The 19,312-nt window shown below is 64.0% G+C and carries 18 protein-coding genes; 9 read left to right on the top strand and 9 right to left on the bottom strand.

The genetic code is table 11. From position 1 onward, the window contains the following. Window positions 1-238: 238 nt before the first annotated feature. A complete protein-coding gene (locus Mgrana_RS15070) occupies window positions 239-1,804 on the top strand; it encodes an acyl-CoA carboxylase subunit beta (RefSeq protein WP_119358414.1) in 1,566 nt (521 codons plus the stop codon). Here the strand turns inward: Mgrana_RS15070 and Mgrana_RS15065 are convergent. Together Mgrana_RS15065 and Mgrana_RS15060 are read right to left on the bottom strand one after the other, a co-directional pair. Further along, window positions 1,801-2,262 (bottom strand): HD domain-containing protein, encoded by a 462-nt coding sequence (locus Mgrana_RS15065; RefSeq protein ID WP_119358413.1) that lies wholly within the window; start codon window positions 2,260-2,262, stop codon window positions 1,801-1,803. The two genes, Mgrana_RS15070 and Mgrana_RS15065, sit on opposite strands and share 4 nt — an antisense overlap. A gap of 35 nt (window positions 2,263-2,297) precedes the next feature. Beyond that, window positions 2,298-2,984 (bottom strand): uracil-DNA glycosylase, encoded by a 687-nt coding sequence (locus tag Mgrana_RS15060; protein ID WP_119358412.1) that lies wholly within the window; start codon window positions 2,982-2,984, stop codon window positions 2,298-2,300. A gap of 54 nt (window positions 2,985-3,038) precedes the next feature. Here Mgrana_RS15060 and Mgrana_RS15055 point away from each other — a divergent pair, with 54 nt between their 5' ends. Continuing rightward, window positions 3,039-3,989: a TAXI family TRAP transporter solute-binding subunit gene (locus Mgrana_RS15055; RefSeq protein WP_170146499.1), complete on the top strand. Its 951-nt coding sequence runs from the start codon at window positions 3,039-3,041 to the stop codon at window positions 3,987-3,989. Beyond that, window positions 3,986-4,396: a hypothetical protein gene (locus Mgrana_RS15050; RefSeq protein WP_119358410.1), complete on the top strand. Its 411-nt coding sequence runs from the start codon at window positions 3,986-3,988 to the stop codon at window positions 4,394-4,396. Before Mgrana_RS15055 ends, Mgrana_RS15050 begins: the two co-directional genes overlap by 4 nt. On the opposite strand, the gene Mgrana_RS15045 is transcribed toward Mgrana_RS15050, so the two are convergent. Next, window positions 4,328-5,242: a patatin-like phospholipase family protein gene (locus Mgrana_RS15045; protein WP_119358409.1), complete on the bottom strand. Its 915-nt coding sequence runs from the start codon at window positions 5,240-5,242 to the stop codon at window positions 4,328-4,330. The two genes, Mgrana_RS15050 and Mgrana_RS15045, sit on opposite strands and share 69 nt — an antisense overlap. A gap of 134 nt (window positions 5,243-5,376) precedes the next feature. On the opposite strand from Mgrana_RS15045, the gene hslV reads away from it, so the two are divergent. The 6 genes from hslV to aat all read left to right on the top strand — a co-directional run bounded on the left by hslV (window position 5,377) and on the right by aat (window position 11,803). Next, a complete protein-coding gene (gene hslV / locus Mgrana_RS15040) occupies window positions 5,377-5,916 on the top strand; it encodes an ATP-dependent protease subunit HslV (protein ID WP_170146500.1) in 540 nt (179 codons plus the stop codon). A gap of 55 nt (window positions 5,917-5,971) precedes the next feature. Then, window positions 5,972-7,225 (top strand): ATP-dependent protease ATPase subunit HslU, encoded by a 1,254-nt coding sequence (locus Mgrana_RS15035; RefSeq protein WP_119358407.1) that lies wholly within the window; start codon window positions 5,972-5,974, stop codon window positions 7,223-7,225. 94 nt (window positions 7,226-7,319) lie between these two features. Further along, window positions 7,320-8,378: a tetratricopeptide repeat protein gene (locus Mgrana_RS15030; RefSeq protein WP_240631397.1), complete on the top strand. Its 1,059-nt coding sequence runs from the start codon at window positions 7,320-7,322 to the stop codon at window positions 8,376-8,378. A gap of 90 nt (window positions 8,379-8,468) precedes the next feature. Continuing rightward, window positions 8,469-9,389, top strand: coding sequence for a hypothetical protein (locus tag Mgrana_RS15025; RefSeq protein ID WP_119358416.1), 921 nt, complete (start codon window positions 8,469-8,471; stop codon window positions 9,387-9,389). A gap of 13 nt (window positions 9,390-9,402) precedes the next feature. Then, entirely contained in the window at window positions 9,403-11,199 is a 1,797-nt protein-coding gene (locus Mgrana_RS15020; RefSeq protein ID WP_119358406.1) for an ATP-binding protein, read from the top strand. Window positions 11,200-11,227: 28 nt separating this feature from the next. Beyond that, entirely contained in the window at window positions 11,228-11,803 is a 576-nt protein-coding gene (gene aat, locus Mgrana_RS15015; RefSeq protein ID WP_240631396.1) for a leucyl/phenylalanyl-tRNA--protein transferase, read from the top strand. 14 nt (window positions 11,804-11,817) lie between these two features. Here aat and Mgrana_RS15010 read toward each other — a convergent pair whose 3' ends face one another. From Mgrana_RS15010 to Mgrana_RS14985, 6 genes are all read right to left on the bottom strand, one after another. Next, window positions 11,818-12,681 (bottom strand): ABC transporter permease, encoded by an 864-nt coding sequence (locus Mgrana_RS15010; protein WP_119358404.1) that lies wholly within the window; start codon window positions 12,679-12,681, stop codon window positions 11,818-11,820. Continuing rightward, a complete protein-coding gene (locus tag Mgrana_RS15005; RefSeq protein ID WP_206075099.1) occupies window positions 12,674-13,777 on the bottom strand; it encodes an ABC transporter permease in 1,104 nt (367 codons plus the stop codon). Before Mgrana_RS15005 ends, Mgrana_RS15010 begins: the two co-directional genes overlap by 8 nt. Beyond that, entirely contained in the window at window positions 13,774-15,273 is a 1,500-nt protein-coding gene (locus Mgrana_RS15000; protein ID WP_119358403.1) for an ABC transporter ATP-binding protein, read from the bottom strand. The genes Mgrana_RS15005 and Mgrana_RS15000 overlap by 4 nt, the downstream gene beginning before the upstream one ends. Window positions 15,274-15,282: 9 nt before the next feature. Beyond that, window positions 15,283-16,119, bottom strand: coding sequence for a xanthine dehydrogenase accessory protein XdhC (xdhC, locus tag Mgrana_RS14995; RefSeq protein ID WP_119358402.1), 837 nt, complete (start codon window positions 16,117-16,119; stop codon window positions 15,283-15,285). 2 nt (window positions 16,120-16,121) lie between these two features. Continuing rightward, a complete protein-coding gene (xdhB, locus tag Mgrana_RS14990) occupies window positions 16,122-18,449 on the bottom strand; it encodes a xanthine dehydrogenase molybdopterin binding subunit (protein WP_119358401.1) in 2,328 nt (775 codons plus the stop codon). Next, window positions 18,446-19,312, bottom strand: an 867-nt coding sequence (locus Mgrana_RS14985; protein ID WP_206075098.1) for an FAD binding domain-containing protein, incomplete at its 5' end; no start/stop codon positions are given. The genes Mgrana_RS14985 and xdhB, both read right to left, overlap by 4 nt.

The following is a 19,312-nucleotide window of genomic DNA, read 5'->3' as shown; positions in this document are numbered from 1 at the left end:
GGCCGAGAGGGTTTGTGGAGGGCTGGGCGGGGTCGCGGAGGCGGTCACGGGGGCTATGCCGGGATGATGCCTGAGCCACAGGGCCAGCCCTGCGGCGGGGAGCAGCAGGAGCACGAACGGGGTTAGACGGATCAGGGGATGCTTCAGCAGCATAAATACCCAGATGTACTATGCCTAGCTTAGATGAAGCCAGGGTGGAGGGGAAGATTCTGGCGGAGATTGGTAAGATACCTTCGCTATGGCCGACAACACGCGGGCTTGGATGGAAGAACTCCTGGCCGAGATGGAAGAAAGGCGCAAAGCGGTGGAGGCCGGAGGGGGCCTCGAGCGCGTTCAGAAGCAGCATCAAGCGGGCAAGCTGACCGCTCGAGAGCGCATCCACCACCTGCTGGATCAGGGGAGTTTTGTTGAGCTGATGCCCTTTGCCGAGCACTTGGAGACCGGTCTGATGGAGGGGGTGGAAGCTCCTGCCGACGGGGTGATCACCGGGTATGGAACCATCGCGGGCCGCAAGGTCTGTGTGTTTTCCCAAGATTTCACCGTGCTGGGGGGCAGCTTGGGCAAGATGCATGGGCGCAAGATCGCGGCCCTGATGGACCTGGCGGCCAAGATCGGGGCCCCGCTGATCGGTCTCAACGACAGCGCTGGGGCGCGGATTCAAGAAGGGGTGGACTCGCTTTCCGGCTACGGGGAGGTGTTCTACCGCAATGCGGCGTACTCAGGGGTAATCCCGCAGATTTCCGCCATCCTGGGGCCTTGTGCGGGGGGGGCGGTGTATAGCCCGGCCATGACCGATTTCGTGTTGATGAGCCGGGGGAACAGCTACATGTTCATCACGGGGCCGGAGGTGATCAAAAGCGTGACCCGCGAGGAGGTCAGCTTTGAGGACCTGGGGGGCTCAGAGGTCCATACCACCCGCTCCGGGGTGGCTCACCTGGAGGCCCAAGGAGATCAGGAGGTGCTCGAGCTGATCAAGCGGCTGCTCTCCTATCTGCCCCAAAGCGCCAAAGAAACCCCTCCATGGCTGGACACCGGTGATCCCAAAGACCGCCCTACCGCCGAGCTCCTGGATCTGGTGCATCCTGACCCCAAGCGGCCCTACAGCATGCACAAGGTTATCGAAATCCTGCTGGATAGGGGGGAGTTTTTGGAGGTTCACCCCAACTTCGCCCGCAACATCATCGTGGGATTTGGTCGGCTGGGAGGGCATAGCGTGGGGATTGTGGCCAACAATCCGCGCTTCATGGCGGGGGCGCTGGACATCAACGCCTCAGATAAAGCCGCCCGCTTCATCCGTACCTGCGACTGCTTCAATGTGCCGATCCTGACCCTGGTGGACGTGACGGGCTTTCTGCCGGGGGTGGCCCAGGAGCACGCGGGCATTATCCGCCACGGGGCCAAGATGCTGTATGCCTACGCTGAGGCCAGCGTTCCCAAGATCACCCTGGTCACCCGCAAGGCCTATGGGGGGGCCTATCTGGCCATGAACTCCCGGGATATGGGCGCGGATATCGTGCTGGCCTGGCCGACCTCGGCGGTGGCGGTGATGGGTGCGGAGGGCGCGGCCAACATCGTGTACCGCAAGGAGATTCAAAGCTCGCCCGATCCCAGCGCGACCAGAGCGGCCAAAATTGCCGAGTACAAAAAGGCTTTCGACAACCCCTACGTTGCAGCCGGGAGGGGTTACATTGACGATGTGATCAACCCCTCGGACACCCGGCGGCTGCTGATCCAGCACCTCGAGCTGCTCTCGACCAAAACCCAGAGCAAGCCCTTCCGCAAGCACGGAAACATTCCGCTCTAAAACTCAGCGTCTACTTCGTGCAGCCTGCGGCCCCACAGGCTTTGGGGCTGATGGTGCTCGCGGACCAAGGCGGCAACCTCGAGGTCTAGAATCCGGCGCGCCCCGTAAATGGGGTGGTGTTGGCGAACCTGCCAGGCCCCGTAAAACCCTTTGCGCAAGGGTTCAATCTCTACATTAGGGCACCACAAGCCGGTGAGGATGCGCTCGAGGGGATGGTAGGGGCGCAGGGCTTTGCCGACGTCGTGCAGCAGCGCAGCCCGTACCACGCTGCCGGGAGCCTCCGGGTAGCGTTGCAGCAAGCGCTGGGCTACCCTGACCGCGTGGTCGCGGTCGCGTGGGTCCATGGCCCGGTACAGCAGCAGCTCCTCCACCCGCAACTCGGCGGCAGCCCAGGCATCGTCGGGCTGGCTGGAGAGGGGGGAGAGTGCGGTGAACAGGCGCTGAAAACGACCCAGCACCCCACCATGTTATCGCGAAACCGTGGCGGGCTTGGTTACCGCTGAGCCTTTTCCTCATGGATTCCGGCCAGGGTTTTGGCCCGCTCGAGCACCCGCTCAAACATCGCCGCGGTCAGCTTCCCGGTGTGGGTGTTTTGTCGGCTGACGTGGTAGCTGCTCAGCAGGCTGGGGCCTCCCGGCAAGGCATACTCCTGGGCATGTCCAAAGGGGTAATGGGCTTTGCGAAGGCCGTGATAGGCCAGCAGGGCCTCATGGGCGATCTGACCCAGGGCCAGGTACACCCTGACCTTGGGCAACAGGCCTAGCTCGAGGGCGGTCCAGCTCGAGCAGTTTTTCAGCTCCTGGGGCAGGGGCTTGTTGCCCGGTGGGGCACAGCGTACGGCTGCGGTGATGTACACCCGGTAGAGCTGTAGCCCGTCGCCAGGGAACTGTGCACTCGGTTGATTGGCCAGCCCTGCCCGGTACAGTGCGGGGTAGAGAAACCCACCGGAGGCATCCCCGGTGAAGGGCCGACCGGTGCGGTTGGAGCCGTGGGCCCCAGGGGCCAATCCAAAGATCAGCAGCAGGGCCTGGGGATCCCCGAAGCCGGGGACGGGCTTGGCCCAGTAATCTTGATCCCGGTAAGCGCGGCGTTTTTCCAGCCCAACCTGCTCGCGCCAGGCCACCAGGCGGGGGCAGCGGGTACAGGCCGTGAGTTCGGTGTGGAGGGCCTCGAGGCTCATCTGGCCCCATCCTGCAGATTGACGGGGGGGGTGGGCTCGGCCATAATCGGCATGATGCGAAAAGCCCTGCAGATGTTGATTTTTTCAAACCTGTTGGGCCTGGCATTGGCCCAGCCGACCGTGGTAATTGGGGCAGGGAATCCCACGGGGATATTGTTCCATATCGCCAGCGCTTTGGCCGAGCGGGCCGATAAGGCTGAACTCGGGATTCGCTGGAGCGTGAAGCCTACCGATGGGGGGAGGTCCAGCCTCGAGGGGTTGGCGACCGGCGAACTCCAGATGGCCTTGGTGGGTGGGGATGTAGCTTACTACGCCTACAACGGGACGGGGTTGCCCGCTTTCGAGAAGAAACCCCTGAGGGGGCTGAAATCGGTGGCCTATTTATTCCCCGAGGTGGTCCACATCTTGGTCAGGGCCGGTCAGGGAATCCATACGCCGGCTGACCTGAAGGGCAGGAAAGTGGCCATGGGGGAGCCCGGAAGCCCTATCGAGGTCACCGCCCGGCTGGTTTTGGGGGTCTATGGGCTTGGCTCCGGCGATGTTCAGCCCGCGCCACTCTCGCCCACAGAGGGGTTGGCGGCTCTACAAGACGGCAGGGTGGATGCGGCGTTCTACATAGCCCCCCTGGGAGACCCCGCGGTGCAGCGGCTGGCGGCCCGGGTTGCCCTGCAAGAGCTGTTGGTAGAGCCCAGCCGGGTTGAGGCCCTGAGCCAGAAATATCCGTTTTATACCCCAGTTTTGCTGCCGGGCAGGGTTTACCCCGGTATTGACGTGACCACCCCGGCCATTGGGATCCAGGTGGTGTTGTTGGCCTCGGAATACATGAGTGCGGATTTGCTGCGCAGTTGGGCTTCGGTGATTTTCGGCAACGAAGCCGCCCTGCGGAGCCTCGAGCCTGTCCTGGCCGGATTCAGTGCCAAGACCGCGGTGAGGGGCTTGCCGGCCCCTCTTCACCCCGGAGCCGAGCGCTACTGGGTGGAGCGGGGGGTTATTCCTTTGCAATGAGGGACCTACAGGCCCTGGCTGAAGAAGGCTCCCCTCCCCTGCGCCGCCGGCGGGGGCTGGGGTTGGTGTACCTCCTGGCCGCGGTGTTTCCGCTGTTCAATGCGCTGCTACTGCTGGGGTTGTTTCCCTCGTTGGCGGGGGTCTCGAGCCAACCGGTTTGGGTGTTGCTGCTCGGGTTTGGGCTGGCCTGGCTGCTCGTTGAAGGCCTAAAGGGGCGGCTGCTGCGAAATAAAACCCCCCTAGGCCTGATTCGGGCAGCCTTTCTCGATGGTTTGTTGCTGTTTGTGGGGCTTTTGCTGGGGGTTTTAGCCTATAAGCTGGGGCTGAGTGGGGCTTGGTTATTTGTCCTGCTGGGCTTGGGAAGCCACTGGCTGGGGTTTGCGCGCTTGGTGGCGAGGCTGCCATAGCCGCCACCAGGAGTGAGGGGTGGAAGCCGCAGCCTCTGGTTTTGCCTCTAAAAGCTGCTGAATTTGGGGTAAGGCCGCCTCGGCGCGCTGTTTGCCTAGGGCATAGGCCAGCTCGCTTTTGGTATAGTCGAAGGTTTCGATGGGTTCGTCCGGCTCGAGGGCAATCACTACCGCGGCCTGCTCGAGCACCACCTTCAACAGGCGGCGGCGACTGGCCTCCCCGGCCCATAGGGCGGCCTCGAGGGCACTCTTGGGCGCGCTGAGCACGGGTTTATTGGAGATGTCCACCGCGATGATCGGGTAAGGGCCTAAGGCCCTGGCCGCGGTGATCGGTACTTTTTCAGCCACATCCCCATCCACCAGGAGCCGTCCATGCCAAGAGACCGGGGGGAAGATGCTGGGCACCGCGCTGCTCGCAGCCAGGGCCTCTGCTACCGGTCCGGCGCGCAAAGCCACCATCTCTCCAGTGTTCAGGTCGGTGGTTTGAATCGAGAGGGGGATGGGGGCTTCCTCGATATGGGCATCGCCAAACAGATCCCGCAGCCCTTGCCGCAGGCTCTTGGCCTCGGCCAGATAGGGCCTGCGCACGAAATCCACATACCGCCCGATCTGATCCAACACCCCGCTTTTTTGCAGCCGCTCCACATCGGGATCCTTGAGCCAGTCGCTCATGGTATGAAAGTCCACCTGATGCCCAAAGGCAAAAGCCGCGGCCGCCAGCGCCCCGGCCGAGCTTCCGGCCAGCCCTTTGATTGGGACCTCGGCGTTTTGCAGCACCTCCAGTACGCCCAGGTGGGCTGCTCCACGCACCCCACCGCCGCCCAAGGCTAGAATTACCCCATCCATACCCTCTAATGTAGCACTGGCGCTGCACCGGGCCGTGAGCTTCCTCAAGTTTGGGGGCCCATCGGGGTGGGGAGTGGGCTCGAGCTCTCACGCCTCATTCACCGTCAGGGGCTAGATTTCGGTGAGTGGAACGAATGCACGGCACCACCATCATCGCTGTACGCCGTGAAGGTGTCACTGCAATTGCTGGAGACGGACAGGTTACCCTCGGACAGACGGTCCTGAAGGTGGGCGCGGTCAAGGTGCGCCGCCTCGAGGTGGGCGGGGGCATCCTGGTGGGGTTTGCCGGGGCTGTAGCCGATGCCCTGACCTTATTGGAAAAGTTCGAGGGGGCCCTGGGGGGCGCCCGGGGCAATCTTCAGCGGGCGGCCATCGAGACCGCCAAGCTTTGGCGCACCGACCGAGTGCTGCGCAACCTCGAGGCCATGCTGCTGCTGGCCGACGCACAAACCCTCTTGCTGCTTTCGGGCAATGGCGAGGTGCTGAGCCCCGACGAGCCGGTGCTGGCGGTGGGCTCAGGGGGCCCCTACGCCCTCAGCGCGGCCAAGGCCCTGCTGCGCTACTCCAGCCTCTCGGCTCCGGAGATCGCCCAACAGGCCATCGTGATTGCTGGGGAGACCGACTTGTACACCAGCGGCAATCCAACCGTGCTCAGCGTGGGGGAGGGGTCGTGAGGGGAGCCCGGTCAGCTTGGCAGCCCCAGGGACCCCAGGACAAGAGGTAGCGACCATGGAACTCACCCCTGCGGAGATCGTTCGTGAGCTAGACAAGCACATCGTGGGCCAGACTGCGGCCAAGCGTGCGGTGGCGGTGGCCCTCAGGAACCGCACCCGGCGCAAGCGGCTGCCCCTCGAGCTGGCCAAAGAGGTCACCCCGAAGAACATCTTGATGATCGGCCCTACCGGGGTGGGCAAGACCGAGATTGCCCGTCGCCTGGCCCGGCTGGCCGGAGCCCCCTTCCTCAAGGTAGAGGCCACCAAATTCACCGAGGTGGGGTATGTGGGCCGCGACGTAGACTCCATCGTGCGCGACCTGGCGGAGGCCTCGTATCAGCTGGTCCTGGGGGAGATGAAGGCCAAGGTGGCTTCCCGGGCCCAGGCCGCGGCGGAGGAAGAGGTGGCCTCGCTGCTGCGGGTTTCCCCGCTGGAGGTGCGCTCAGGGCGCCACGATGAAGCCAGCGTGGAGATCGAGGTGGCGGAAGAGGCCCGGCTGCCCTTCATGGGGATGATGGGCGGGGAGCAGATGCAGGGCTTGGGCGAGATGCTCAAGGGGCTGATGCCGGCCCGGCGGGTACGGCGGCGAATGCGGGTCAAGGAAGCCCTGGAGATCCTCAAAAACCAAGAGGCGGAGCGGTTGGTCGACAAGGAAGAAGCCACCCAAGAAGCCCTGCGCCGAGCTCAGGAGGAGGGGATTGTCTTCATTGACGAGATGGACAAAATCGCCCGTTCCAAGAGCCAAAGCAGCGGCCCAGATGTCTCGGGCGAGGGGGTGCAGCGGGATCTCCTGCCGGTGGTGGAGGGCACGGTGGTCAGCACCCGCTTGGGGCCGGTCAGCACCGACCATGTGCTGTTCATTGCAGCGGGGGCCTTTCATGTCTCTAAGCCCAGCGATCTGATCCCCGAGCTGCAAGGCCGCTTCCCCATTCGGGTTGAGCTCGAGTCGCTGGGCACCCTCGAGTTTGAGCGCATCCTGCGGGAGCCGGAGAACTCGCTGCTCAAGCAATACAGCGCTCTGCTGGGTGCGGACGGCACCGAGATCCACTTCACCCCCGAGGCGGTGGAGGCGGTGGCCCGTTATGCCTTTCAGGCCAATCAAGAGCTCGAGGACATCGGTGCGCGTCGCCTGGCTACGGTGCTCGAGCGGGTGCTGGAGGAGGTCTCCTTCCAAACCGAGCTCGGGCGGCTGGAGATCACCAAGGAGTATGTGGAAACGCGCTTGGCTGGGGTATTAGCTTCTCATGACCTATCGCGCTATATTCTCTGAGACCTGCGAGGAGGCAATGATGCATGTACGGTTTCGAAACCCTTTTCCCTTGAGCGGAAGGCGGTCACACCGGCTGAGGGCAAGGGGCTTTGGGTTGGCGCTGGGGCTGGTTCTGTTGGGCGGCCTTGGGTTGGCTCAGGCTCCAACCCCCACCCCGGCGCCCAAGGCCCAGCCTAAACCGCTCGAGGTGTGTGCGGTGCTCTATGAGGCCGGGCGGATGGAAGCTGCGCTCAAGGCCTGTGAAAAGGCCGCGACAGACACCCCCAGCAGCGATGCGTTCTACCTGTTGGCTCGAGTGCAGACGGAGCTTCAGCTCTTTACCCCGGCCATTGACAACCTGCGGGCCAGCCTCAAGCTCAACGCGGGCTATGTCCAGTCCTATGTGGCCCTGGCCCAGGTGTACACCAAGCAGTACCTCCTGGCGGACAACCGCGATGCAGCTAAGGGGCTTTTGGATCAGGCCCTGGCTACCCTCAAGGAAGCCGAGCGGGCCAATCCCAAGTACGCCCCAACCTACGCCGTGCGCGGCATTGTGTATGCCTATCAGGGCAAGTACGACCCGGCCATTGAGGCCCTGAACAAATCGCTAGCCCTCAAAGACGATCCTCAGGTGCGGGCCAGCATGGCCGAGGTGTTGCTGCGCCAGGGTAAGGTGGATGAGGCCCTCAAAAACTATGACGATGCGGTAAAAGCGGCACCCAACAGCGCGGCGCTGCGCATCAAGTATGGTTCGCTGCTGCTGTTGCGGGGGGATGTGGATGGGGCCATCGCCCATCTGGATCAGGCGGTAGTGCTGGCCCCAGGCAATGCCGAGGCCTGGTTGGAGCGTGGGGATGCCTACTTCGCCAAGAAGGATTGGAAGCAGGCGGGGGTCTCCTACGAACAGGCTGCGGCCCTAGCCCCGGTGCGCTATCCAGATGCCTATGCCGGGCTGGGCAGGGTATTGATTGAGCTCAAGGATTACCAAAAGGCCAAGTATAACTTCACCAAGGCCGTGGCCCTGGAAAAGGACAACCCCGTTTACCGCTACTGGCTAGGCCATTCCAACGAGCTTCTGGGGGATAAAGTTGGGGCCAAGACCCAGTGCGATGAGGCCCTGCGGCTCAAGCCAGACTACAAGGAAGCTCAGGACTGCTCGAGCCGGAACAAGTGAAGTAGCAAGCCGAAGGCTCCGGGCTGCAGGCCTTTGGGGTCTGCAGCCTTTCCCTTGTTCTGACCCGGCTTTCCCGGTATGGTAAACGCTATGGGTTGGCGGCTCGAGGCTTGGAATCCGGATTACGCCCTACCGCAAGTGGGTTTTGAGGAATCGCAGGTTGCCCTAGAGGTGGATACCGAGATCGAGGAGTGGTCGCCTAAACCCCTGCGCAGTTGTGAATGGCCGCTGCTTTATTTCGTAGATGGCCGGCAGCGAATTGATGCAGTGATCGCCAGCGAGACCGGCCAACGGGCCCTTTTGGTCACGGTGGCAGCGGGGGCTTTGGTCCGCGATGATGGGGGGATTCGGTTGGCCGGCCCACCGCGAATTTGCCGCTACGCCCTTCACACCGGGGGCTTTGATGCCGAGATCCGGGTGGGGAAGGAGTTTGTCTATGAACCTTTGCAGGTCACTGCTGCCGATTTGCGTGAGCTTGCAGGGAAGGTCAATGGGGTAATGCGCAGGCTCGAGGCCCAGTTGGCCGGCGAGCTCGAGGGGGGGGTGGTGGTGGTGGATGGCCCGATCTACCAAGGGGAGCAGCCCATCCAGCGGCCCATGCTGGGCTACGCCAAGACCATGTGGCAGCAGTATCTGCCCCCTGAGAAAGCGTCCATTCTGCTAGACCTCGAGGTGCATCACCGCACCCCGCTGTTTCGGATTCACAAGGGGGAGCGGCGCAAGCTGGATCTCTACTCCTGGTACCTGCGGCTGCCCCTCGATCCGAGCACTCCGTTCCACGCCGGGGCCGGGCTCATCCGCATGGAGACCCACGCTCAGACCTCCCCGGAGGCCATAGCCCTGGCCGACCAGATGGCCTATCTGTTTGGCCGCCTGGCCTCCTCGCCCTCGAGAGACCCCCGCGCACCGCAGAACCTCATCCCGATCGGTGGCCTAGAGGCCTGGTTGGGTCGCTATATGGGCCAGGGTCAGGTGATTCGCCGTACAATCGTGCGGGAGCTGTTCCGGTGAAGTGGAGGGTCTTGTGAAGCAAGTGGGGATGGTGCTCGGCAGCCGTGAGGCCGGGGTGCTCGAGTTCTGGGTGGGGCTCGACACTGAATCCAACCAGTATCTGCGCCTCGATGACGTGGTGTACGTGGAGTTTCCGCACCCCGACCCCGCTCGAGGCGACGAATCAGGAAATGTGCGGTATTACGGCATGGTAGACCAGGTGTTCAAGCTCTATGAAGGGACCCAGTTCGATACCGATGTGTTCCTGGCCCAGCGCGAGTTGTTGCCGGTGAGCCGGTCGTATGTGGCCCATGTTCAGGTCATGCGCCTGGTTCCTGAGGAGTACCTGCCGCCGAACCCTGGTTCGCCGGTGTTTCTGGCCGAGGGGAAGAGCCTCGAGACCGCCCTCTACTACGACCAGATGACCTCTGAGCTGGGTGGAAAACCAGTTTCCAACGCGCTGCCGGTGGGCCTCCTCAAAAACGGGGAGGTGGCCTACCTCAACTTCGAGTTTCTGAACGGATTTAAAGGCGGGCATATCAACATCTCGGGCATCTCTGGGGTGGCCGCTAAGACCAGCTATGCCACCTTCTTGTTGCACAGCATTTTCGCCTCGCCCGCGAACCGTGAGCGCACCAACACCAGGGCCTTGATCTTCAACGTCAAAGGCGAGGATCTCTTCTACCTGGATAAGCCCAACCTGCGCCTTTCCGAGGAAGCCCGGAGAGCCTACGAAAAGCTAGGACTGCCAGCCCAGCCCTTCAGGAGCGTGCAGTTTGCGGCCCCCCCACGCAAGACCGAGGGCAGCATTCTCCCGGATGTCAGCCGCTTGGAGGTTAATCCCTACCACTGGGACTTGGTACAGTTCTGCCGCGAAGGGTTGTTGCCCTTCCTCTTCACCGATCGAGGGGGGATGAGCAACCTGGGGTTTTTGATTGACGGGGTGACCGAACGCTTGCGCAAGCTGGTCGGCGATGAGCAAACCGGGCAAAAGGGCCCCGGAATCTTGGTTGAAGACTGGGTGGATGAGACCAGCGCTGCGGAAGCGGGGATAACCTTTGACACGATGGGCAAAACCCGCATCACCAGTTTTGCCCAACTGGTCAAGTACATCGAGTTCCAGCTTCTGGGCCCTGCCACCGCTGAGGAGGACGAAAAAAAGCCCAAAGGCAACCCGCTCTGGACGGCCCGGCAGGCCACCCAAACCCTGGAAGCCTTCGTTCGACGCTTGCGGGCAGCGATCGGCAATGTTTCCCACCTCATTCGGGGGGATGCGATGGGCCGCCCTCCCGATCCCCTGAAGGCCCAGGCCCAGGTCAGCGTGGTGGACATCCACCAGCTTTCGGCTCAGGCTCAGATGTTTGTGGTGGGATCCTTGCTGCGCGAGGTGTTTGCCCGCAAGGAGAGCGACCGCTTTCGAGGGCGGGTGTTTGTGGTGTTGGATGAGCTGAACAAGTATGCCCCAGCCGAGGGCGAGAGCCCCATCAAGGATATTCTCCTGGATATTGCCGAACGGGGCCGCAGCCTGGGGGTGATCCTGATCGGGGCCCAGCAAACCGCTTCAGAGGTGGAGCGCCGGATTGTTGCCAACGCGGCCATCCGGGTGGTGGGTCGCCTGGACGCGGCTGAGGCCGAGCGCCCAGAGTACCGCTACCTACCGGCTTCCTTTCGCCAACGGGCCATGATCTTGCCTCAGGGTACGATGATTCTGCACCAACCCGAGCTGCCGGTCCCCCTTCCGCTGACCTTTCCCTTCCCGGCCTGGGCTACCAAGAGCGAAGAGGTGCAGGAGGACAACTCGGCCATGCAATTAAAAGAGCTGCTCAACTAGACAACCCTCATCTCGAGGGGGCCTGGCTGTGATCCACATTGAAGAAACGCTTCGCCTCTATGCCCGGGGTTATTTCCTGATGGATAACGGAGAGGGCCTGCGCTGGTATCGGAGTCGGGTGCATGCTCTGATCCCGCTGGACTCGAGCTTCCACATACCCCGAAGCCTGCGGCGAGCCCTGAACTCAGGGTGGTTTGAGTCCCGCATCAATGCGGATTTTGTGGGAACCCTGCAGGGGTGTGCGCTCGAGCACGGCGAGACCTGGATTTCCGAGGAGCTGAAGCAGGTTTATCTCGAGCTGCACTGGGCTGGGTACGCCCACAGTTTTGAAACCTGGGTGGAGGGGCAGTTGGCCGGGGGCATTCTAGGGATCGCGCTGGGTGGGGCCTTTATTGGAGAGAGCATGTTCTACCGCGTACCGGAGGCCTCCAAGGTGGCCATGGTGCGCTTGGTGGAGCACCTGCGGGCCCAGGGCTTCGAGCTCTTCGATGCCCAGGCGCAAAACCCCCACCTAAAGCGCTTCGGTGCCTATGAGGTGGCCGAGCGGGAGTTTCTCCACCGGCTTCGTCAAGCGGTGCGCAAACCGGTGAGTTTTACCGGATAAACCCAGGTTTTGCTTCAGCGCAGCCCCCGTTGGTACGGCACCCCTAAGGCTTCCGGAGCAGCTCCCTGACGCCGGCGCAGGGCCACCAGCGCGAGCACCAGGATGACCAGGGCATAGGGCAGGGCCTGCAAGAACATGGAGGGGATGCCGGAGTTTTGCAGGGCGAAGGCCAGGTAGTACAGCAAACCGAAGAAAAACGCTCCGAAGACCGCCCGGATCGGGTCCCAGGCCACGAAGATGGTCAGGGCGACCGCGATCCAACCCAGTTGGTTGGTCATGCCCTCGGTCCAGCTCGAGCGGTAAGAGACCGCCAGGAAGGCCCCGGCCAGCCCTGCGAACATCCCCCCCAGGGCCACGGCCAGATAGCGGACCCGGATCACATTAACCCCTAAAACATCCGCAGCGGCAGGGTTTTCTCCCACTGAGCGGAGGGTTAGGCCCGCTCGAGTCAGATACAGCACCAGCCAGAGGAAGAGGGCCAGGGCGATCGCCAACCCGCTAAAAACCCCCTCCGGCAGCGAAGCCACCAGCGGCTGCCCCTCGTATCGCTTGCCCAGCAGGCCAGCAATCCCCAGCCCCAGCATGCTGAGCGCCAGACCCGACACAAACTGGTTGGCCCGCAGGGTGATCGAAACGAACGCATGCAGCATCCCCGCTATCCCACCCGCGACGATCCCGACCAGCACCCCCAGCACGGGGTTTCCGGTGGTCTGGGTGGTGACAAACGCAGCCAGGGCTCCCACCGCCATCATTCCCTCAACCCCCAGGTTGACCACCCCCGAGCGCTCGGCCAGGATCTCGCCCAGTGCGGCCAGCAGAATCGGGGTGCCGAAGGCGACCGAACGCCCCAACGCGGCCAAAAGCTCTCCGCTATCCATGGGGTTTCCTCCGCAGCCGATAATTGACCAGCGGCTCGCTGGCGATGATGAACAGCAGAATCAGCCCACTGAAGACATCCACCACTCGAAAAGGCATCTGGAAAGCGATTTTCATCCCGTCCCCCCCGGCGAAGATCACCGCCATCAGCAAGGCGGTCAAGACCGATAGAATCGGGTTACCTCTGGACAAATAGGCCACGATCAAGGCGGTAAAGCCATATCCCAGGGTGATCTGCGAGGGGTCGAGGAGCTTTTTATGGATGCTGGCCACCTCACCCACCCCCGCCAGCCCTGCCGCACCCCCGGAGCACAACGCCACCAGCAGCACCACTCGAGCGATGGGAATACCGGCATACTGCGCGGCTTTGGGGTTTTCTCCCACCACCCGCACTGCATAGCCCAGGGTGGTGCGGGTCAGGAGAACTTGCAGCAGCACCGCCAGTACCACCCCAAGGATGAGGGTGGGCCAGTGGACCAGGGTTCCGGGTAGGGTGGGTAGCTGGGCCTGGGGGGGGAAAGTATCGGTAAAGGCGAACCCGAAGAGGCTTTTGCCCCGCCACGGCCCCTGCACCAGATACAGCACCCCGTACACCGCGATGTAGTTGAGCATCAGGGTGGTGAGGATTTCATTCACCCCCAGCCGGGCCTTGAGCCAGGCTGCGATTAGGGCGTAGGCCCCCCCGGCCATGAACCCAGCCAAAAACATCACCGGTAGGGTTAGGGGAGGGGGGAGCGGCACGAACAGGGCCACCCCTGCCGCGGCGGTGGCCCCCATGGCCATCTGTCCCTCGGCCCCGATGTTGAAGAACTGCCCCCGCAGGGCCAGGGTCAGCCCGGTCCCGATTAAGATCAGGGGAATCGCCCGGCGCAACACCTCAGCGAGGCCGACCCGGCTGCCGAGGGTATCGCCGAGCAGGGTTTTATAGACCTCTACCGGGCTTACCCCATAAGCCCAGAAAATCAGACTGGCGGCTAGAAAAGCGGCCACAATCGCCAGGGCCAAGACCAGCCCAACCCGGCGGGCCGGTGGGCTGGGGTCATACTCGAGCCGTAAACCAAAGACCGAGCGTCCGGAGCGGAAGGCGGGCTTGTTCAAGCGGTCCCTCCGGTCATCAGCAGTCCGAGGGATTCACGGGTGACCGACTCAACCGGGAAGGGCCCTTTCAGCTCGCCGTGATACAGGACCGCCACCTGGTCAGATAGCGACAGGATTTCCTCCAAATCCTCCGAGACCAGCAACACCGCGGCGCCTTGGTAGGTTTTCTCGAGCAGCACCCGGTGGACCTGCTCGGTCGCCCCGATGTCCAGGCCGTAGGTCGGGTGAACCGCCAGGATGAGCTTGGGGTGGCCGGAAAGTTCCCGGGCCAGGATCACCTTCTGGATGTTCCCACCGGAGAGGAGCCGGGTGGGGGTGTAGATGCTCGGGGTGGCTACGGCATACTCGCGCACCTGGGCCCGGGCTTGGGCCTCGAGCGCCTTGGGGTTGAGCAGCAGCCCTCGAGCCAATGGAGGGCGATCGTATTCGCGCAGGGCCAGGTTCTCGGCCACGTTCATGCTGGGTACGGTGCCCATCCCGAGGCGGTCCTCGGGGATATGGGATACACCGGCCTTAAACAGCTGGGCCGGGTTGGCCGAGATGGGCTGCCCCTCCAGCCGCACCGCTCCCCTCGAGGCCTTGCGCAGCCCCGAAAGCACCTCGATCAGCTCGCTCTGCCCATTCCCGGCCACCCCCGCAACCCCCAGCACCTCACCGGCACGAAGCTGAAAGCTCACGCCCCGCAGGGCCTCCAATCCCCGGGCGGACCTGGCCGCTAGCCCCTCGACCTCGAGCACCACCCCGCCCAGGCTGGGGGCTTGGCGCTTGCGCTCGAAGCTCACGCTGCGCCCCACCATCAGCTCGGCGAGCTGGGCCTTGGTGGCTTCCTGCGCCGCCACCCCCCCCACCACCTTGCCCCGCCGCAGCACCACCACCCGATCTGCGATCCCGAGAACCTCCTCGAGCTTGTGCGAGATGAAGATCAGCGACCGACCGGCGGCCCTTAACTCCCGCATCACCCCGAATAGGGCCTCGGCCTCCTGCGGGGTGAGCACGCTGGTAGGCTCATCCAGGATCAGCACCCGAGCCCCCCCCAGCAGCGAGCGCACGATCTCTACCCGCTGCTTCTCCCCCGGCGAGAGGGTATGGACCTGGGCCTTGGGGTCTACCTGGAGGCCGTAGGCCCGGGAGATACGGGTGATCTGGGGGATGATGCGCTGGGCGGGGAATAGCGGGGCCCCAACCCCCAGGGCCAGATTTTCGGCCACGGTGTGACGCCCGACCAGCAAGGGGTGCTGGGGGACCAGACCGATGCCTAGCTCGAGGGCGTGGCGGGGGGAGGCGATCTGAATCGGCTGGCCCTCGAGCCGGATCTCCCCTTCGTCGGGGCGGTACAGCCCGTACAGGATGCTGATTAGGGTGCTTTTTCCGGCCCCGTTCTCCCCCAGCAGAGCCAGAACCTCACCTGGGTAGACCTCCAGATCCACCCGGTCATTGGCCACCACTCCGGGAAAGCGCTTGGTGATCCCCCGTAGCTGTAGCAAGGGCTCGGCCATTGGGGGCAATCATACCGATTCGTTTGGGGTTTGCGTAGTGGGCAGCAGCAGGGGCACCAACTGGGCTGCAGTGGCGATGGCGATGGCCTCGGGGGTCTTTCCGGGGACCTGCGGCAGGCCGATGGGGCAGGTGATGCGAGCGATCTGTTCCCGCAAGAATCCTTGCTGTTGCAGTTTGCGCTGGAAGTTGGCCCACTTGGTGGAGGAGCCGATCAGGCCGATAAACCCTAGGTCAGCCCTGCGGAGGGCGGCCTCGAGCACGGCCAGATCCTCGGCGTGGTCGGGGGTCATCACCAGCAGATGGCTCCCTGAGGGCAACTCCTGGAGCACGGTCTCAGGCAGAGGGGTGAGGTGGGGATGGAGACGGGCGGATCGGCCCTCCAGGCTGGCCAGATGCAGCGGCTCGAGCCGCTCCCGACGGGAGTCCACCAGCCAGAGCTCGATGGGCAGAATGGACAATACCGTGGCCAGGGCCAGCCCTACGTGCCCTAGGCCGAAGATGGCCACGCTCGGCCTGGCGCTCAGAACCGGCTCGAGCAGAAGCGTGACCTCGCCGCCACAGCACTGCTGGCCATACTCCGCCGGGGCGTTCTCGGTGAGGCGGACCGTATGGGTTTGTGGGGCCGGTCGCTGGCCCGCCCTCACCGCCGCCAACATCGCCCTGGCCAGGGCGATGGCGGTGTGCTCGAGGTTCCCTCCACCGATGGTGTCGTAGACCGCCTCTTGGGTGACCAGCATCTTGGCCCCGGCCTCCCGCGGCGCATGCCCCCTCACGTGTACCAGCGTGACCATCACCAGCGGGGTTTGTTGCTGGGTTAAGGCGGTGAGGTGCTCGAGCCAGCGCACCCCTAATCCCCCGAGATCAGCATCTTCTCCCGCACCCGCTCAATGGCCCAGAACACCGCTTCCGGCGTAGCCGGTGAGGCCAGCTCGACCACTCCGCCCTCCCCGAAGGCCCCCACCGCCTCGCGCAGGGCTTCCCGAACCGAGAGGGCCAGCATGAGGGGGGGTTCCCCAACGGCTTTGGAGCCGTACACCACGCCGGGCTCGGTGGCTTTGGGCAATAGCCGCACCTTGAAGACCTCGGGCAGCTCGGAGAAGCTGGGCAGCTTGTACGTGCTGGCCGAGCGGGTAGCCACCTGACCCTGAGCGTCCCAGCGCAGCTCCTCCAGGGTCAGCCAGCCCATCCCCTGGATGAATCCGCCCTCGACCTGCCCAAGGTCTACCAGCGGTGAGAGCGAGTCCCCCACGTCGTGCAGAAGATCCACCCGGCGTACCCGGTAGGCCCCGGTAAAATCCTCCACCTCAACCTCGGCCACCGCGGCCCCAAAGGCAAAGTAGTGGAAGGGCTTGCCCCACATCCGGCTTTTGTCCCAGTGCAGCCCTGGCGTACGGTAGAAGCCATCGGCAAAGAGCTGAACCCGCTGAGCATAAGCCTTCTGGACAATTTGGGTGTAGGGCACCGCCTGGGTGGGGTTCCAGATGCTCCAGACCTGGCCCCCTTCGAAGACGATATCGGCGGGGTTGACCCCAAATTCCTGAGCGGCAATCCCCGCCAACCTGGCCTTGAGCTTCTGACAGGCCTCCAGAACGGCTCCGCCGTTAAGGTCGGCTCCAGAGGAGGCTGCGGTGGCCGAGGTATTGGGGATCTTGTCGGTACGGGTGGGCATCAACCGCACCCTCTCGAGCGGCACCCCCAGGGTTTGGGCCGCGATCTGCAGCATCTTGGTGTGCAGCCCTTGGCCCATCTCGGTGCCCCCGTGATTGACCTGCACCGAGCCGTCTTGGTAGATCAGGACCAGGGCTCCCGCCTGGTTGAAAGCGGTCAGGTTGAAGGAGATGCCGAACTTGACCGGGGTGATGGCCAGACCCCGCTTGAGGTGGGGATGGGTGGCATTGAAAGCGGCGATCTCCGCTCTGCGCTGAGCAAAATCACTGCTCAGTTTGAGTTCATGCCAGATCTGGTGCATCCGCTCCCAGTCCTTGACGAACTGGCCGTAGTGGGTGGTGAGGGTTTCGGGGTCCAGCTTCGTTTCGGTGGCCCCGTAGAAGTTGCGCTCCCGCACCACTTCTGGGGGCAGCCCCAGGGTGCGGGCCACCCGGTCCAGCACCTCCTCGATGAACACCATCCCCTGGGGACCCCCGAAGCCCCGGAAGGCGGTCTGCGAGGTTTTGTGGGTTTTGCAGACCCGCCCGATCACCTCCATGTGCGGGATGAAGTAGGCGTTGTCGCTGTGGCAGACGGCTCGAGCCAGCACCGCTTCCGAGAGGTCCAGCGACCAACCGCCGTCGGCGTACAGCTCCATCTTCAGGGCCAGGAGCTGCCCCTCAGGGGTGAACCCGACCTTCCAGCGGGCATAAAAAGGATGTCGCTTCCCCGAGAGGGTGATGTCTTGGCTGCGGTTCAGCCGCACCCGTACCGGGCGCCCGGTGAGCCAGGCCCCCAGTGCGGCCACGGCTGCATAGGGGTTGGCTTGGGTCTCCTTCCCCCCGAAGCCCCCGCCCATCCGCAGACACTGCACCACCACTCGGTTGCGCGGCAGGCCCAGCACCTGGGCGACCACCTGCTGGGTCTCGCTGGGGTGCTGGGTCGAGGAATGAACCACCACCCCACCGGCCTCGTCCAGGTAGGCCAGCGAGGCCTGGGTCTCGAGGTAGAAGTGCTCCTGCCCCCCGATCTCCAGCTCCCCTTCGAGCCGAAGCGGTGCCTCCTGTAACCCCCGTTCGACCTCCCCGCGCCGGGCCTGCAACCTCGAGCCCTGAAAGCTGCCCTGGGCAATGGCCTCCTTGATCGTGAGGATTGCCGGAAGCGGCTCAAATTCAACCTTGACCTGCGCTGCCCCCAGCCGGGCGGCCTCCTCGCTTTCGGCCAGTACCCAGGCCACCGCCTGGCCGAAAAACATCCCCTCGCTGGGAAACAGGGGTTCGTCCTGGTGGGTATGGGAGTCGTTGACGCCGGGCACATCGGCAGCGGTCAGAACTTTGACCACCCCAGGAACCCGGTAGGCCCCGGAGACCTTCAGCTCGAGGATGCGGGCATGGGCCTGTGGAAGCTGTACCGGCCAGGCGTGGAGCAGGTGGGGGTAACGCTGAAGTAGATCGTCGGTGTAGAGGGCTCGCCCGGTTACATGCTCTCGTGCCGATTCGTGAGGGATGGCCTTCCCTACCACCTTCATGCCACCACCTCCGAGGTGTGGTAGAAGAACTTCTCCAGAAGCCTGCCCAGCATGGCCTTGCGGTAGGCCGCGCTGCCGCGGTGGTCGTCGATCGGGGTGAACTCAGCACGAATCGTTTCCGCCGCCGCCTGCACCGTGCGCTCGTCCCAGGGCTTGCCTAAGAGCGCGGCCTCGGTGTGGTAGGCCCGCACTGGGGTGGGGGCCACTCCCCCCAGCCCGATGCAGATGGAACGGACGATGCGGCCCTCGAGCTCCAGGGCAAACCCCGCAGCCACCGTGGAGATGTCGTCCATCGGGCGTTTGCAGACTTTATAGAAGTGGGCGGTTGGGGCCAGCGGGAGGGGGATGCGGATGGCCCTGATGATCTCTCCGGGCTGGAGCTGGGTTTGGCGGTAGCCGGTAAAGAACTCGGCCAGCGGGACAACCCGCTCACCGGCCTCATGGGCCAGCACCAGCTCAGCCCTCAGGGCCAGCAATACCGGGGGGGAGTCTCCGATGGGGGAGGCGGTGCCCAGATTTCCCCCCAGGGTGGCCCGGTTGCGGATCAGCCTCGAGGCGAAGCGGGGAAACCATTCCTGGAGCAGGGGGATGCTGCTGCCCAGGGCCGCCTCGAGCTCCGATAGCGTAAGCCCTGCGCCGATCTCGAGGTAGCGGGAATGCCAGACCAGAGACCTAAGCTCTGGAATTTGGTCGAGGCCCACCTGCACCGAAGCCCGGGCGAAGCGCTGGTTCACCTCCACCGCCCAGTCGGTTCCCCCGGCGACCAGCTTGGCCTGGGGATGATCCGCGGTGATTCGAAACAACTCGGCCAGAGAGGTGGGGCGGTAAAACCGGGGTCCTCCTGCGGGGGCGTAATTCAGGGG

The organism is Meiothermus granaticius NBRC 107808 (assembly GCF_003574355.1).
Taxonomy (GTDB): Bacteria; Deinococcota; Deinococci; order Deinococcales; family Thermaceae; genus Meiothermus; species Meiothermus granaticius.
This window is presented reverse-complemented; position numbering and strand designations above follow the sequence as displayed.

Excerpts from the sequence above, each read along its gene's own strand:
- Mgrana_RS15070 (WP_119358414.1), top strand. The coding sequence starts at position 239 with ATGGCCGACAACACGCGGGCTTGGATGGAAGAACTCCTGGCCGAGATG.
- Mgrana_RS15060 (WP_119358412.1), bottom strand. The coding sequence starts at position 2,984 with ATGAGCCTCGAGGCCCTCCACACCGAACTCACGGCCTGTACCCGCTGC.
- Mgrana_RS15055 (WP_170146499.1), top strand. The coding sequence starts at position 3,039 with ATGCGAAAAGCCCTGCAGATGTTGATTTTTTCAAACCTGTTGGGCCTG.
- Mgrana_RS15050 (WP_119358410.1), top strand. The coding sequence starts at position 3,986 with ATGAGGGACCTACAGGCCCTGGCTGAAGAAGGCTCCCCTCCCCTGCGC.
- Mgrana_RS15045 (WP_119358409.1), bottom strand. The coding sequence starts at position 5,242 with ATGGATGGGGTAATTCTAGCCTTGGGCGGCGGTGGGGTGCGTGGAGCA.
- hslV (WP_170146500.1), top strand. The coding sequence starts at position 5,377 with ATGCACGGCACCACCATCATCGCTGTACGCCGTGAAGGTGTCACTGCA.
- Mgrana_RS15035 (WP_119358407.1), top strand. The coding sequence starts at position 5,972 with ATGGAACTCACCCCTGCGGAGATCGTTCGTGAGCTAGACAAGCACATC.
- Mgrana_RS15025 (WP_119358416.1), top strand. The coding sequence starts at position 8,469 with ATGGGTTGGCGGCTCGAGGCTTGGAATCCGGATTACGCCCTACCGCAA.
- Mgrana_RS15010 (WP_119358404.1), bottom strand. The coding sequence starts at position 12,681 with ATGGATAGCGGAGAGCTTTTGGCCGCGTTGGGGCGTTCGGTCGCCTTC.
- Mgrana_RS15000 (WP_119358403.1), bottom strand. The coding sequence starts at position 15,273 with ATGGCCGAGCCCTTGCTACAGCTACGGGGGATCACCAAGCGCTTTCCC.
- xdhB (WP_119358401.1), bottom strand. The coding sequence starts at position 18,449 with ATGAAGGTGGTAGGGAAGGCCATCCCTCACGAATCGGCACGAGAGCAT.